At 70.0% G+C, this 14,412-nt stretch carries 13 protein-coding genes and 1 tRNA gene; 7 read left to right on the top strand and 7 right to left on the bottom strand.

Annotated features, from left to right (window positions below):
* Together RMN86_RS11225 and RMN86_RS11230 are read left to right on the top strand one after the other, a co-directional pair.
* Window positions 1-1,281: glycosyltransferase family 39 protein (locus RMN86_RS11225; protein WP_309605932.1), on the top strand; the 1,281-nt coding region annotated here is incomplete at its 5' end.
* Between the two features lie 223 nt (window positions 1,282-1,504).
* Window positions 1,505-2,215 carry a hypothetical protein gene (locus RMN86_RS11230; RefSeq protein ID WP_309605933.1) on the top strand — a complete coding sequence of 237 codons (711 nt, stop codon included), beginning with the start codon at window positions 1,505-1,507 and terminating at the stop codon, window positions 2,213-2,215.
* A gap of 32 nt (window positions 2,216-2,247) precedes the next feature.
* Here RMN86_RS11230 and RMN86_RS11235 read toward each other — a convergent pair.
* The 5 genes from RMN86_RS11235 to RMN86_RS11255 form a co-directional block, all read right to left on the bottom strand.
* Window positions 2,248-2,324 (bottom strand) — tRNA-Arg (locus tag RMN86_RS11235).
* A 64-nt stretch (window positions 2,325-2,388) separates the two neighbouring features.
* Entirely contained in the window at window positions 2,389-3,546 is a 1,158-nt protein-coding gene (dnaJ, locus tag RMN86_RS11240) for a molecular chaperone DnaJ (RefSeq protein ID WP_309605934.1), read from the bottom strand.
* Between the two features lie 184 nt (window positions 3,547-3,730).
* Window positions 3,731-5,653 carry a molecular chaperone DnaK gene (gene dnaK, locus RMN86_RS11245; protein WP_309605935.1) on the bottom strand — a complete coding sequence of 641 codons (1,923 nt, stop codon included), beginning with the start codon at window positions 5,651-5,653 and terminating at the stop codon, window positions 3,731-3,733.
* A 220-nt stretch (window positions 5,654-5,873) separates the two neighbouring features.
* Window positions 5,874-6,350 (bottom strand): hypothetical protein, encoded by a 477-nt coding sequence (locus RMN86_RS11250; protein ID WP_309605936.1) that lies wholly within the window; start codon window positions 6,348-6,350, stop codon window positions 5,874-5,876.
* Window positions 6,351-6,358: 8 nt separating this feature from the next.
* On the bottom strand, window positions 6,359-7,045 hold the full coding sequence (locus RMN86_RS11255; RefSeq protein ID WP_309605937.1) for a DsbA family protein: 687 nt from the start codon (window positions 7,043-7,045) through the stop codon (window positions 6,359-6,361).
* A gap of 134 nt (window positions 7,046-7,179) precedes the next feature.
* Between RMN86_RS11255 and RMN86_RS11260 the strand changes: the two genes are divergently transcribed.
* Window positions 7,180-8,058 (top strand): dienelactone hydrolase family protein, encoded by an 879-nt coding sequence (locus tag RMN86_RS11260; protein WP_309605938.1) that lies wholly within the window; start codon window positions 7,180-7,182, stop codon window positions 8,056-8,058.
* A gap of 21 nt (window positions 8,059-8,079) precedes the next feature.
* On the opposite strand, the gene RMN86_RS11265 is transcribed toward RMN86_RS11260, so the two are convergent.
* Window positions 8,080-8,481, bottom strand: a complete 402-nt coding sequence (locus tag RMN86_RS11265) for a hypothetical protein (RefSeq protein ID WP_309605939.1) — start codon at window positions 8,479-8,481, stop codon at window positions 8,080-8,082.
* A 134-nt stretch (window positions 8,482-8,615) separates the two neighbouring features.
* On the opposite strand from RMN86_RS11265, the gene RMN86_RS11270 reads away from it, so the two are divergent.
* The 4 genes from RMN86_RS11270 (at window position 8,616) to xth (ending at window position 13,599) form a co-directional block, all read left to right on the top strand.
* A complete protein-coding gene (locus RMN86_RS11270; protein WP_309605940.1) occupies window positions 8,616-10,955 on the top strand; it encodes a DNA translocase FtsK in 2,340 nt (779 codons plus the stop codon).
* Window positions 10,956-11,096: 141 nt separating this feature from the next.
* Entirely contained in the window at window positions 11,097-11,807 is a 711-nt protein-coding gene (locus tag RMN86_RS11275) for a ribonuclease T2 family protein (RefSeq protein WP_309605942.1), read from the top strand.
* 62 nt (window positions 11,808-11,869) lie between these two features.
* Window positions 11,870-12,550, top strand: a complete 681-nt coding sequence (locus tag RMN86_RS11280) for an outer-membrane lipoprotein carrier protein LolA (RefSeq protein ID WP_309605943.1) — start codon at window positions 11,870-11,872, stop codon at window positions 12,548-12,550.
* Window positions 12,551-12,792: 242 nt separating this feature from the next.
* The gene (gene xth, locus RMN86_RS11285; RefSeq protein ID WP_309605944.1) at window positions 12,793-13,599 is read left to right on the top strand and encodes an exodeoxyribonuclease III; all 807 of its coding nucleotides are present in this window, start codon (window positions 12,793-12,795) and stop codon (window positions 13,597-13,599) included.
* 115 nt (window positions 13,600-13,714) lie between these two features.
* Here xth and RMN86_RS11290 read toward each other — a convergent pair whose 3' ends face one another.
* Window positions 13,715-14,398: a response regulator transcription factor gene (locus RMN86_RS11290; RefSeq protein WP_309605945.1), complete on the bottom strand. Its 684-nt coding sequence runs from the start codon at window positions 14,396-14,398 to the stop codon at window positions 13,715-13,717.
* Window positions 14,399-14,412: the final 14 nt, after the last annotated feature.

Below are 14,412 nucleotides of genomic sequence, written 5' to 3' on the forward strand. Positions count from 1 at the left end.
GTCGGGCTGCGGCCGGCCCGGGCCCGCGGCGCCGCCCCCTGGTTTAGCGCCGAGCGGGCGCTGCGCCGGGGCGCCCCGGCGCGCACCGCGTTTCGCGCCGCGCTCTGGTACAACGCCACCCTCACCGTCTGCGTCGGCGGCATGCTGGCGACGCCGGACTCCCCGGCGAGCCTCTTCTGGACCGTCGCCCTGTGGTGCCTGGCGCACTATTGGGAAAAAGGCCGCGCCACCTGGTGGCTGGCGGCGGGCGCGGCCGCGGGCCTGGCGGTGCTGTCCAAATACTCCGGTCTGTTCCTGGCGCCCGGAGTGTTGCTTTGGCTGTGGCTGATCCCCGGCGGGCGGGCCGAGTTGAGACGCCCCGGTCCCTGGGAAGGCGCGCTGCTGGCGATCTTTGTCTTTGCGCCCAATGTGGTCTGGAACTCCGATCACCACTGGATCACCTTCATCAAGCAGTTCGGCCGCGTCGCCCCGCACGGGGCTGCGCCCGTCCACATCGCCGAGTTCCTGGCCGCCCAGTTTCTGCTGCTGACGCCACTGATCGCGATCTATGCGTTTCAGGGCGTGCGGCTGGGGTGGCGGGAGCGCGCGAAGTCCGGCGCCGTCCACCTGATGCTGCCGATCGCCACCTCTGCGCCCTTCGCCGTCTACATGTTGATCCATGCCGTCCATGCCCGCGTCCAGGGTCACTGGCCGGTTCCGCTTTTCGGCGCCTTGGCGATCTGCGCGGCGGTGGCGGCGGAACGCTCAGAGCGGACCCGCCTGGGCCGGATCGCCGCGCGGCTTACCCCGGCGATAGGGCTCGGCTTGGGGGCCGCGATTCTCGTCCTGATGGCCGCCCCTGGCCCACCTCTGCTGGGCGGCGCCGATCCTTCACTGGCCTTGCGCGGCTGGCCGCGGTTTTCCCGCGACGTCGAGGCCTTGCGGGTTGCGACCGGCGCGGCCTGGGTGGGAACCCAGAGCTACGGCGAATTCGCCCAGCTGGCGCTGGCGGGGGGCGTCGCCGCGCCGCTCCTGCAGCTTATCGAGCGTGATCGCTATTGGAGCGACGATACGCCTCGGCCGGACTTCACTCGCCCGGGCCTGGTGGTCGATATATCGCGCAGGCTGCGGCGGGCCGATGTGCTGCGCTGCTTCACCTCGGTGTCGCCGGCCGGCGAGCTTGGACGGGCCGGAGGCATCGGCGGCAATCAGCGCTATACTGCCTTCCTGGTCTCCGGACCCCGCCACGATGTCTGGCTTCAGGGCTGCCCCGCGGAGATTTCCCCCGGCGTCTGGCGCTGATATACAAGATCCCGCCGAGACCCGGGGTTCGGGCCGCCGCTGCATCGCCTGGCTGGCGCGTGCGCGACTGAAGGGATTTCCGCTTGCGAAGGTGGGGCCGGCGCTGCGACCTTACACCGCCTAGCCTGACGGTGGCTGAGGTGATCGACCGGCTGCGGCGTCCTTGTGGCGTGAGCCCTGATCGGGCGAGGCGACCAGATCAACGCGGAGAAGTCCACTGGCCTTGCTTGATGTCGAACCCGTGACGGCGCCCGCGCAGGATGTGTCGGCGGTTGATCGCGACGCCTGTCGCGACGGCTTTGCGGCCGCTCTACGCGCCGCGGCCGCCGATGACGATCCCTATCGGCATTGGCTGTTGCGCGATGTGCTGCCCGATCACGTGGCCGCCGGCCTGAACGGCCTGCCCTTCGCACCGCCGCCGCTGGACGGCGTGTCCGGCTCGCGCGAAATCCACAACAATACGCGCCGCTATATCGACGCCGAGGCCATCGCCGCCCATCCCGTCTGCCGTTCGCTCGCCGAGGCTTTTCAGGATCGCGCCACCGTGGCGACCATCGAGGACCTGACCGGCGCGCGGCTGGGCGGCTGCTGCCTGCGCATCGAATACGCCCAGGACACCGACGGCTTCTGGCTGCGGCCGCACACCGACCTGGGGGTCAAGAAGTTCACCCTGCTCTACTATCTGGGACCTGCCGATCAGCCGGACCTGGGAACAGACGTCTATCTCGACGGCGAGACCTGGTCGCACCGCGCGCCCTTCGTGCCCGGCGGAGCTCTGGCCTTCGTCCCCTCCGACAAGACCTGGCACGGCTTCGAGCGGCGCACGATCCCCGGCGTCCGCAAGTCGCTGATCCTCAACTATGTCACCCCGGCCTGGATGGCCCGCGAGCAGCTGGCCTATCCGGACACCCCGGTCGAGGGCCGATCCGCCTGAGGACTCCGACCGCAAGGTCTGTTGGGGACCGCTGGCGCACCCGACACGATTCGAACGTGTGACCTTTGCCTTCGGAGGGCAACGCTCTATCCAGCTGAGCTACGGGTGCGTTTCCGCGCGGAGACATGCTCTAGCCGAAAGGCTGCGGGGCCGCAAATGAAGCCTGACGCGGATCAGGCGCCTTTGACGCTGTCCCAGAAGGTCTTGGCCTTGCCGGCGAAGTTGGCGTTCTTGGGGTGCTGGGCCTCGGTGGACAGACCGGCGAATTCGCGCAGCAGTTCCTTCTGGCGGGCGGTAAGCTTGGCCGGCGTCTCGATGAACAGCTCGACCACCAGATCGCCGCGCTCGCGCGAGCGCAGCGACGGCATGCCGCGCCCCTTCAGCCGCACGGTGCGGCCGGTCTGCGAGCCCTCCGGCACCTTGACCGGCACCTTGCAGTTCCCGTCGCAGTTTTCACCGCCCATCAGGCAGGGCGCCTCGATCTCGCCGCCGAGCGCGGCCACGGCCATCGGCACGGGCACCGTGCACAGGAGGTCCAGGCCGTCGCGCTCGAACAGCTCGTGCGGCTTCACCGAGATAAAGATGTAGAGGTCGCCGCGCGGGCCGCCGCGCGCGCCGCCGTCGCCCTCGCCGGCGAGCCGGATGCGGGCGCCGTCATCGACGCCGGCGGGAATCCGCACCGACAGCGTCCGCTCGCGGCGGACCTGGCCCATGCCGTGGCAGTCGGCGCAGGGATCGAGCACCAGCCGACCCGAGCCGCCGCAGCGGGGGCAGGCGCGCTCGATGGAGAAGAAGCCTTGGGTGGCGCGGACACGGCCGGCGCCGCCGCAGCTGTTGCAGGTCGAAGGCGCAGTGCCGGGCTTTGCGCCCGAGCCGGAACAGGCCTCGCAGGTGAGCGCCGCCGGAACCGTGATCTCCACCTCGGCGGAGGCGTAGGCCTGCTCGAGCGTGATTTCCAGGTCGTAGCGCAGATCCTGGCCGCGCGCCGGGCCGCCGCGCTCCTGGCCGCCGCCGCGCCGGCCGCCGAACATGTCGCCGAAGACGTCGCCGAACACCTCGTTGAAGATGTCGCCCACGTCGTGAAACTGCGCGCCGCCGCCGCCCGTCGAGCCATTGACCCCGGCGTGCCCGAAGCGGTCGTAGGCCGCGCGCTTCTGCGGGTCCGACAGCACCGAATAGGCTTCGTTGATCTCCTTGAAGCGGCCCTCGGCCTCTTCGCAACCGCCATTGCGGTCGGGATGATGTTCCATCGCCAGCTTGCGGAACGACGCCTTGAGCACGCCGTCGTCGGAGCTCCGGTCGACCCCGAGGATTTCGTAATAGTCGCGCATCAATCCGTCAGGCGCCCAAGGGTGGAGTGGGTGGCGTGTGGCTCAGGGGCAAGGTGGGATGACCCCCGCCCGACTGCAAGGCTGTTGGCCGAGCAGGCGGGGGTCCCCAGTTCCGCAAGCGCGGCGACGTCCCCGGTGACGACGTCATCGCAAAGGATGCGGCGCGCCGCCATGGGGCGCGTTGTCACGCCGACTTCTTGTGGTCGTCGCCGTCGACTTCCTCGAACTCGGCGTCGACCACGTCCTCGCCGCCCGCCGCGTGCGCCGCATCGGCGTCCGAGGCCGGGCCTTCACCTCCGCCCTGCTGGGCGTTGTACATCGCCTCGCCAAGCTTCATCGAGGCCTGGATCAGCGTCTGGGTCTTGGCGGCGATCACCTCGGCGTCGCCCGCCTCGATGACGCCCTTGAGGTCGTCCAGCGCGGTCTGGATCGCCGTGCGGTCTTCCGCGCCGACCTTGTCGCCGTGCTCGGCCAGCGCCTTTTCGGTGGAATGGATCACCGCGTCGGCCTGGTTCTTGGCCTCGACGCCGGCCTTGCGCTTCTCGTCCTCGGCCTTGTTGGCCTCGGCTTCCTTGACCATGGCCTCGATGTCGGCGTCGGAAAGGCCGCCGTTGGCCTGGATGCGGATCGACTGTTCCTTGGCGGTCGCCTTGTCGCGGGCCGAGACGTTGACGATGCCATTGGCGTCGATGTCGAAGGTCACCTCGACCTGCGGCACGCCGCGCGGGGCGGGCGGCAGGCCCACCAGGTCGAACTGGCCCAGCATCTTGTTGTCATGGGCCATCGGCCGTTCGCCCTGGAACACCCGGATGGTCACCGCCGACTGGTTGTCGTCCGCCGTGGAGAAGGTCTGCGAGCGCTTGGTCGGGATGGTCGTGTTGCGCTCGATCAAGGGCGTGAACACACCCCCCAGGGTCTCGATGCCCAGCGTCAGCGGGGTGACGTCGAGCAGCAGGACGTCCTTGACGTCGCCCTGCAGGACGCCGGCCTGCACGGCCGCGCCCAGGGCCACGACTTCGTCGGGGTTGACGCCGGTGTGCGGTTCGCGGCCGAAGAACGCCTTCACCGTCTCGATCACCTTGGGCATGCGGGTCATGCCGCCGACCAGGATCACCTCGTCGATGTCGGACTTCTTCAGGCCCGCGTCCTTCAGCGCCTGTTCGCAGGGACCGATGGTCTTGGCCACCAGGTCCTCGACCAGGGCTTCCAGCTTGGCGCGCGACAGCTTGATGTTGAGGTGCAGCGGGCCGTTGGCGTTCATCGAAATGAAGGGCAGGTTGAGCTCGTACTGGGTGGTGAAGGAAAGCTCCTTCTTGGCCTTCTCGGCCTCTTCCTTGAGGCGCTGCAGCGCCAGCTTGTCCTTGCGCAGGTCGACCGAGTTCTCCTTCTTGAACTCATCGGCCAGGAAATCGACGATCCGCATGTCGAAGTCCTCGCCGCCCAGGAAGGTGTCGCCGTTGGTCGACTTCACCTCGAAGACGCCGTCGCCGATCTCCAGCACCGAGACGTCGAAGGTGCCGCCGCCCAGGTCGTAGACGGCGATCTTCTTGCCCTCGTTCTTTTCCAGGCCATAGGCCAGCGCCGCCGCGGTCGGCTCATTGATGATCCGCAGGACTTCCAGGCCGGCGATCTTGCCGGCGTCCTTTGTGGCCTGGCGCTGGGCGTCGTTAAAATAGGCCGGCACGGTGATCACCGCCTTCTCGACCTTCTCGCCCAGATACTGCTCGGCGGCTTCCTTCATCTTCTGCAGGATGAAGGCCGAGACCTGCTGGGGCGAATAGTCCTTGCCGTGGGCCCTAACCCAGGCGTCGCCCGTCGGACCCTTGACGATCTCATAGGGCACCATGCCCCGGTCCTTCTCGACCATCGGGTCGGCGAAGTTGCGGCCGATCAGCCGCTTGATCGCAAACAGGGTGTTGGTGGGGTTGGTGACGCCCTGGCGCCGCGCGGGCTGGCCGACCAGGCGCTCGCCGTCCTCCAGGAAGGCCACGACCGAGGGTGTGGTCCGCGATCCCTCGGCGTTCTCGATCACCTTGGGCGTCTTGCCGTCCATGATGGCGACGCACGAATTGGTCGTGCCGAGGTCGATACCGATAATCTTGCTCATTGAGAGTCCAGCTCGCTCCTTGTTGGCGGACGTTGCGGGGAAGCCTTCAAATGAAGCGCCTCAGCGATTGCAATGTCCCCGATTCGATAGGTCCGGTTCGATAGGTCCGGCGGGGCCGGCGAGGAGGTTTCCTCGCACGGAACCCCGCGTCGCCTGCCGATATGGGGAAATTCGGGGGGGCCGCAAGGGCGAAAGTCTCCAATCGCCTCGGGCGGATCGATCAAACCTCGCGCCAGGCAGGCGCCGCCTGGGCGTAGAGGTACGGCGCGAACGGCGTCGCCGCCCCGCGCGAAGCCAGGAAGGCGTGCTCGACGACGCTCGCCTGCTGCTCGATGTTGAGCTCGGCGAAGGCCCGGCCGTCCGCCAGGTCGTAGGCATAGGCTGCAGGGCCGTCGCCGGCGCGGAGTTTCGCCAGCGCAAGGCGCACCCCGCGCTGCGCCTGCCAGACGTGGGTCAGTTCGTGGACGAAGGTCGCCTGGACCGGCAGCGGGGCGCAGGCGAAATCCGCCAGGGCGTGGCGCGCCGGCCAGGCGATCAGCCGGGGGCCAGCCACGAAGGCGCGCGGCCAGACCGGCAGCGCCAGCAGCCGCACGGGCGCGGCGTCGAGGCCCGACCCGAACATTTCGTGCGCCAGGCCGCGCTCGCCGGTGGTGAGCGGACGGCAGGCCAGCGCCCGCAGGCGGGGCGGCGGCGTCATGGACGTCTTCACGGCGCGGGCGGCCCTGCGCGCCGGGCTTCGCGCACCGCGTGGGCGAGACGCCGATCGTTCAGGCCGCCCATCAGCAGATAGGGCCCGACGAGGTAGGCCGGCGTCCCTTCGGCGCCGAGCGACCAGGCCTGCATGGCGTGCCTGGCAAGCTGGGCGTCCAGCCGCGCCGAACCTTCCGCCTCGTCCGCCACCAGCCGGGGCCAGTCGACGCCGGCGGCGATGGCGATCCGGCGGATCTGGTCGGCGTCGAGCCGGCCGCGCGCGCTCATAAGGCCGCGATGAAAGGCCAGGTACCTGCCCTGCCGGTCGGCCGCCAGCGCGGCGCGGGCCGCGGTGCGCGACACCGGGCCGAAGACGGGCCAGTCCTTGAAGATCACCCGCACGTCAGCGTCGGAGGCCAGCAGCCGCTCCAGGGCCGGATCCGTCGCTTTGCAGATCGTGCACTGGTAGTCGGTGAAAATCACGACGGTTACGCTTGCCGCGGCAGGGCCGACGCGGGGGGAGCCTGGATCGTTCAGCACGGCCTGGACGACGGGAGTGAGTCGCAGTTTCACACCCGTCCGGGGAAGCTGCTGAAGCCCGAACGAGGCGGTCAGGCCGACCACCGCGGCCAGGGCGAGCGTCAGCCGTGGCCGGCGCGCGGCGATCGAAGCCTGGCCCGGCGCTCGTTCCCCTGAGGTCATGTCCTCCGATGAGCCCACCAAGGGTTGCGCGCAAGCTCTCCGCGACTTCTGAGGGGTCGGCGCGCTTTGACTTAGGGCGGGCCCTGGGAGCAGGATCGGCGGGCCTCGACCCCAACAAGGAGCGGAAGCCACTCATGGTCACTCTCACGCGCGCGGACGGCAACTGGGCCGGCGATCTGGATCTCACGCGGCGTTCGATCGCGCTCGCGCTGGCCGGCGGCTATGCGGTGGCGGCGTTCGACGTCAACGCCGAGCCGATCCATACCGACGAGGCCGGGCTCGTCACAGCCACCGTCGAGATCGACGCGGGCGACCGCAAAATCCCAGGCTATCTCGCCCGGCCCGCCGCCCCCTCGACCTCCAGGGGCGGCAAGCACCCGGTGGTCTTCGTCAATTCCGAGATCTTCGGCGTCCATGAGTGGGTGAAGGACATCTGCCGCCGGCTGGCCAAGGCCGGCTATGTGGCGCTGGCGCCCGACCTGTTCGTCCGCGCCGGCGATCCGTCCAAGCTCACCGACTTTCCGGCGATCCTGAAGATCGTGCAGGCCACCCCCGAAGCTCAGGTGACCGCCGATACCGCCGCGTCGCTGAAGTACCTGTCCGCCCAGCCCTATGCCGACATGAAGCGGCTGGGGGTCACCGGGTTCTGCTGGGGCGGCGGGGCGACCTGGCTCTGCTGCGAGCGGTTCGCCCAGTTCAAGGCCGGAGTCGCCTGGTACGGGCCGCTGAAGGCCGGCGCCTATCCGCGCACCGCGCCCATCGACTTGGTCAAGGACCTGCACGCCCCGGTGCTGGGCCTCTATGGCGGGCAGGACAAGGGCATCCCGCAGGCCGACATCGAGGCGATGCGCGTGGCCCTGAAGGCAGCCGGCAAGACCGGCAGCGAAATCGTCGTCTATCCCGACGCCCAGCACGGCTTCCTGGCCGACTATCGCCCCAGCTACGACCCCAAGGCCGCCGCCGACGGGTGGGCCAGGATGCTGGCGCACTTCAGGGCGAACGGGGTGGGGTAGCACCCCTCCGCCGATGTCATCCTAGTGCGGGGCTTCTTCCTGGGGCGGTGGTTCGCCCGGGGGCGCGGAGGGCGGCGGCGCGGGCGCGGCGGCGGGCGCGACGGTGGGCGTCACAGCAGCCGGGGCGGCCCCAGCGGCGGCGACCTTGGCGGCGTCGGCGTCGGCCTTGGCCTGTTTCGCCGCCTCGAGCTTGGCCTGTTCCTCTTCGGTGAGCGGGACCGGGGGGGGCTTGCCCTCGATGCGATCCTGGCCGAGCGGGGTGGCCTCGGTGGCCTGGATGGGGGCCACGGCGGCGCCGCTGGCGGCGGGCTTCTCGCCGGGCAGGCGACCGCGCTGCGGGGCGTTGACGATGCCCAGGGTAAAGGCGCCGAGCGCCACCAGTCCGATCAGGCCGGCGACGATCCGCAGGACGAGGGGGGGCATGGACCATTGCATCGGCGGACCCTAGTGCCGGCGCCCGCCGGTCGCAAATCGTGATCGACGGGTCGGCATGGTAAATGGCCGTTAAGGATCTTGGCGCGAAACAGGTCCGCGGATTGCAGCGGGAGAGATTGGGCATGGCGCGGGCGGCGCGGAAGACCGGCATGGCGCTGGCCTGGCACATCGCCGGCCTGGCCTGGACCCACCCGGGCGCGGCGCGGCTGCGCGGCGGAATCACCGCGGCGGCCGGCGCCGGCCTGGCCGTGGCCTTGGTCACCTATAACGCCGCCGACCCGAGCCTGAATGCGGCCGGTCCCGCCACCGCCAGCAACGCGCTCGGCGCCGCCGGCGCGACCCTGGCCGACCTGGGGGTGCAGTCCCTGGGGCTCGCCTCGGGGCTGCTGGCCTTGAGTGCGGTGATCCTGGGGCTCTGCCGGGTCGCCGCCGCCGAACCGGCGAGCAGCCGTGGCCATCTGCGGCTGCGCGCCCTGGTGGGCGCCGCCGGCGTGCTGGCCCTGGCCGCGGCGCTGGCCTGGCCGGCGCCGCCGAGCGCCTGGCCCCTGGCCAGGGGGCTTGGCGGATTCTGGGGCGACGGCCTGCTGACCGGCCTGGCGAACCTCCTGGCCTATGCGCACCTGCCGATCGCCCGGCCGATCGCCGCCGTGATCTTCTCCGTGCTCGGTCTGACGGCCGCGGGCTACGCCATCGGCCTGCGCCGCGCCGAGTTGCGGGGCCTTGGCGAGGCGCTGGCCCGCGCCCTGCAACCCCGGCCGAGGGCCGCCGTGAAGCCTGAGCGCGCGGCCCGGGTCGCTGCGCGCGGCCGCCTGGAGGGCGGCATCCCCGACGCCGCTCTCGATCCCGCGCCCACACCCGCCGAGGTCGGCGCTGGCCCCAGGGTGAAGCCGCCGAAGGTGGGCGCCAAGGACTCCCCGCGAGAACTTCGCGAAGCCCAGTCGACCTTCGAGTTCGCCCGTCCAGGGGGCTTCGCCCTGCCCGAGCTATCCATGCTGGCCAAGCCCAAGCCGCGCTCGGCCCAGTTCGACGAAGGCGCCCTGCGGCAGAACGCCCAGCTGCTGGAAAGCGTGCTGGCCGAATTCGGCGTCAAGGGGGCCATCGACCAGATCCGCCCCGGCCCCGTCGTCACCCTCTATGAGCTGGTCCCGGCCGCCGGCGTGAAGTCGGCCCGGGTGGTGGCGCTCAGCGACGACATCGCGCGGTCCATGAGCGTCGCGGCCTGCCGGGTTTCCGTGGTGCCGGGCCGCAACGCCATCGGCATCGAGCTGCCCAATCAGAAGCGCGAGACGGTCTATCTGCGCGACCTCTTGGCCAGTCCTGAGTACGAGCGCGGCGGCCAGACCCTGCCCATGGCGCTGGGCGAGACCATCGGCGGCGAGCCCTATATCGCCGATCTGGCGCGGATGCCGCACCTGCTGATCGCCGGCACCACGGGGTCGGGCAAGTCGGTGGGGGTCAACGCCATGATCCTGTCAATCCTCTATCGCCTGCCGCCGGACCAGTGCCGGATGATCATGATCGACCCGAAGATGCTGGAGCTGAGTGTCTATGACGGCATCCCGCACCTTCTGGCGCCGGTGGTCACCGACCCGAAGAAGGCCATCGTCGCGCTGAAGTGGACCGTGCGCGAAATGGAAGACCGCTATCGCCGGATGTCGAAGATCGGCGTGCGCAACGTCGCCTCCTACAACGAGCGCGCCCGCGAGGCCGCCGCCAAGGGCGAGCATTTCGAGCGCACGGTGCAGACCGGGTTCGATGACGCAGGCCGGGCGATCTACGAAAGCGAGAAGATCGTCCCAGAGCCGATGCCCATGCTGGTGGTGATCATCGACGAGGTCGCCGACCTGATGATGGTCGCCGGCAAGGAGATCGAAGGCGCCGTCCAGCGGCTGGCGCAGATGGCGCGGGCCGCCGGCATCCACCTGATCATGGCCACCCAGCGGCCGTCGGTCGACGTGATCACTGGCACCATCAAGGCCAATTTCCCCACCCGGATCAGCTTCCAGGTGACCTCGAAGATCGACAGCCGGACCATCCTGGGCGAACAGGGCGCCGAGCAGCTGTTGGGCCAGGGCGACCAGCTCAACATGGCCGGCGGCGGGCGGATCACCCGGCTGCACGGGCCGTTCGTCTCCGACGGCGAGGTCGAGGCGGTGGCCCGGTTCCTGCGCGAACAGGGCCAGCCCCAGTACCTGGAGGAGGTCACCGCGGCCCCTGACGAGGCCGGCGGCGACGGCGGGGACGAAGGGTTCGGCGGCGGTGAGGAATCCAACGACCTCTACGACCGCGCCGTGGCCGTCGTCACCCGCGACGGCAAGGCGTCCACCAGCTATGTCCAGCGCCGCCTGCAGATCGGCTACAACCGCGCCGCCTCACTGATCGAGCGGATGGAGCAGGAGGGCGTGGTCAGCCCCGCCAACCACGCCGGCAAGCGCGAGATTTTGGTCAGCGCCGCGCCCTAGCGGCGGCGAGTCGGGCCACGGACCAGACGGAAAGAGCAGGCCAGGCGCGCCGTCCCGAGAGTTCGGCGCGCTCGAACTGTCCCAAGGACCAGTCCAGGGTTGAATCTTGAAGCCACGGCGCCCCGCGCCAGGAGTATCGCGATGCGTCTGACCCTGATCCTGGCCGCCGCCGTGTCGGTTGTCGCGCTGCCTGTTCTGGCGCGACCGGCCTGTTCACCGCCCGCCGGCCTGACCCCTGCGCCGGTGCTGTCGCCAGACCCCGATGAGGTGGTCAGCGGCGTGACCAACGCCTTCTATCTGCTGGCGCTGAACTGGACGCCGCAGTGGTGCGCCGAGGGCGGTGTCGGCGCGAGCGCCCAGCAGATGGACTGCCGCCGGGCGTTCGGCTTTTCGCTGCATGGCCTGTGGCCCAATGGGGTCACCAGGCCCTATCCGCGCTATTGCCGCCCTGTCGGCGCCATCGACGCCGCCACGGTGCGCAAGATGTTCTGCCGCACGCCCTCGACGGTGCTGTTGCAGCACGAATGGCAGGCGCACGGCGCCTGCGGCTTCGCCGACCCGAGGGCCTATTTCGGCCAGGCCGCGCGGCTCTACGACGCGCTGCGGCTGCCGAAGATCGAGGCCATCGCCCCCGACGCGCTGACCGCCGGTGCGGTGCGCGGCGCATTTGTGGCCGCCAACCCGGCTTTCAAGGCGTCGGCCGTTTTCGTGCAGACCACCCGCGCCGGCGCGCTCTCCGAGGTGCGGCTCTGCTACGACCTGGCCTGGAGGCCTGCGGCCTGCCCGGGCGGCGTTGGCGCGCCCGATGGTGTCCACCTCCGCCTGGCGCCCAGCCGCACCGGCGCCTTCTGAGGCTTGGCGGGCGCGGGGGGCCAGGCCATGCTGACGCCATGATGGCCGGCGAGACTGATCCCATGAGCAATTCAGCCGTCAAGCGTTCGGGGATGACCAGCCGGCGGCGCCTGTTCGCGCTGGTCGCCGCGGCCGCCGCGATCCCGCCGCTGAGCCCGCGCGCCGCCCCAGCGCCGCCCCCGGCCCTTTCCGCCGCGGACCAGGTCCTGGTAGATCGCGCGGTGGCCTACCTCCAGGCCCTGGGCGAGGCGCGGGGCCGTTTCACCCAGACCGATGCGCGTGGCGCGACCAGCCGGGGCGAACTCTTCCTCAAGCGACCGGGCAAGGCGCGATTCGCCTATGACCCGCCGTCCGGTCTGCTGGTGGTCAGCGACGGCGGCACGGTGTCGGTGGCCGACAGTCGGCTGAAGACCTTCGACGCCTATCCGCTGATGGCCACGCCGCTGTCCCTGTTCTTGGCCAAGACCATCCGCCTCGACAAGGGCGTGCAGGTGACCCGCGTGGACCGCGCCAGCGACGGGTTCTCGATCACCGCCCGCGACGGTCGCCGCCAGACCGCGGGGCAGATAACGCTGTCCTTCACCGACGCGCCCCTAGCGTTGGCGGGTTGGTCGGTGACCGACGCCCAGGGCCGCGCGACCCGGATCCAGCTCGCGGGCCTGGCGGCGACCGCCGGCCTCGATCCCGCGCTGTTCGTGCTGAAGGATCCCCGGCCGAAGAACGTCGGTCGCGGCAAGGTGTGACGTGTTCGCCACGATCAAGTTTTAAGTTTTGCGGGCTTGACTTTTGTTTTATCTGTGGCGTTATTATCACTATGCCCCTGGCGCGTTGATCGTACCGAGGGACCCGTGCCGGTCTCTATCCCCTCCCGGCGGCGGCATGAGAAACCACTGAACGCCCGGGCTCCTCCAGTGCCCGGGCGTCTCTTTTTCCCGCTCGTCGCCAACCCTGTTCCCAACCCTGGTCCCGACCCCTATTGAGCGGCATGCGCCTGCGCCTGTGCACCTGGAACGTGAACTCCGTCCGCCTGCGCGCCGAGCAGGCCGCCCGCTTCGTCGCCGAACAGGCGCCCGACGTGCTGTGCCTGCAGGAGATCAAGTGCCGCGAGGGCGAGTTTCCTCGGCAGGCCTTCATCGATATGGGCCTGCCGCACCTGAAGATCGCCGGCCAGAAGGGCTGGCATGGGGTGGCGATCGCATCCCGCCTGCCGCTGGAGGACGCGCCGCCCCTGGAGGTCTGCCGGGAAGGCCATGCCCGCTGCGTCGGCGCCGTGGTCGAAGGCGTCGAGATCCACAATTTCTACATCCCGGCCGGGGGCGACGTGGCGGATCGGCAAGCCAACGCCAAGTTCGATCACAAGCTCGACTTCTACGAAAGGCTGACCGCCGAGCTTTCCCGCCGCGATCCCAAGGCGCCTCTGGCCATTGTCGGCGACCTGAACGTCGCCCCGGGCGAGAACGACGTCTGGAACCACAAATACATGTCAAAGATCGTCAGTCATACGCCGATGGAGATCGAAGCCATGGCCGCGCTGCGCGGATCGCTGGGCTTCATCGACCTGATGCGCGAGGCCCATCCCGAGCCTGAGAAGCTGGCGTCCTGGTGGAGCTACCGCGCCCAGGACTTCCGCCAGTCAAACAGGGGCCTGCGCCTGGACCACATCCTGGTGACCCCGGGTGTGCGCGAGGCGGCGTTCCGGCTGGGATCGGCGGCGGCGCGGATCCACGACGACGTGCGCGCCTGGGAGCGCCCCAGCGACCACGCGCCGGTGAGCGCGGACCTGGTGCTTTAGCAGGCGCCAATTCGCCTCCTCGGGGGCGGTGGCGCACGCGTCGGAAGGGTCGGCTCAGACCGTGGTCGCCTTCCTCAGCGCGCTTCGTTGCCGGCGCCCCATGAGCGAGAGAAACTTACGGCGCCAGGCGGTACCCGCCCGCCTCGGTCAGCAGCAGCCGGGCGCTGGCGGGGTCGGACTCGATCTTCTGGCGCAGGCGGTAGACGTGGGTTTCCAGGGTGTGGGTGGTGACGCCGGCATTGTAGCCCCAGACCTCGGCCAGCAACTCCTCGCGCGACACCGGCTTCTCGCCGGCGCGGTAGAGGTATTTGAGGATCGAGGTTTCCTTCTCGGTCAGCCGGACCTTGCGGCCCTGCGGGTCCAACAGCAGCTTAGCGGCCGGGCGGAACTCATAGTCGCCCAGGCGGAACACCGCGCCTTCCGAATGTTCGTAGTCGCGCAACTGCACGCGGATGCGGGCCAGCAGGACGGCGAACCTGTAGGGCTTGGTGACATAGTCGTTGGCCCCGGCGTCGAGGCCCTGGACGGTGTCGTCGTCCTCGCCCGCGGCGGTCAGCATGATCACCGGGGTGGCGATGCCGGCGGCGCGCATCCGGCGGCAGGCTTCGCGGCCATCGAAGTCCGGCAGGTCGAGGTCGAGCAGGATCAGGTCCGGGCGTTCGGTCTGGGCGAGCCTGACACCTTCGCCGGCGGTCGCCGCCTCCAGCGTGGTGAAATCCTCCGCCCGCAGCTGCTCGGCGACTGCGCCGCGCAGGTCCGCGTCGTCATCGACGATGAGCAGGGTCTTGCGTTGAGCCATGGCGAAAGACCATG

This window comes from Phenylobacterium sp., from assembly GCF_031360265.1.
GTDB lineage: Bacteria > Pseudomonadota > Alphaproteobacteria > Caulobacterales > Caulobacteraceae > Phenylobacterium.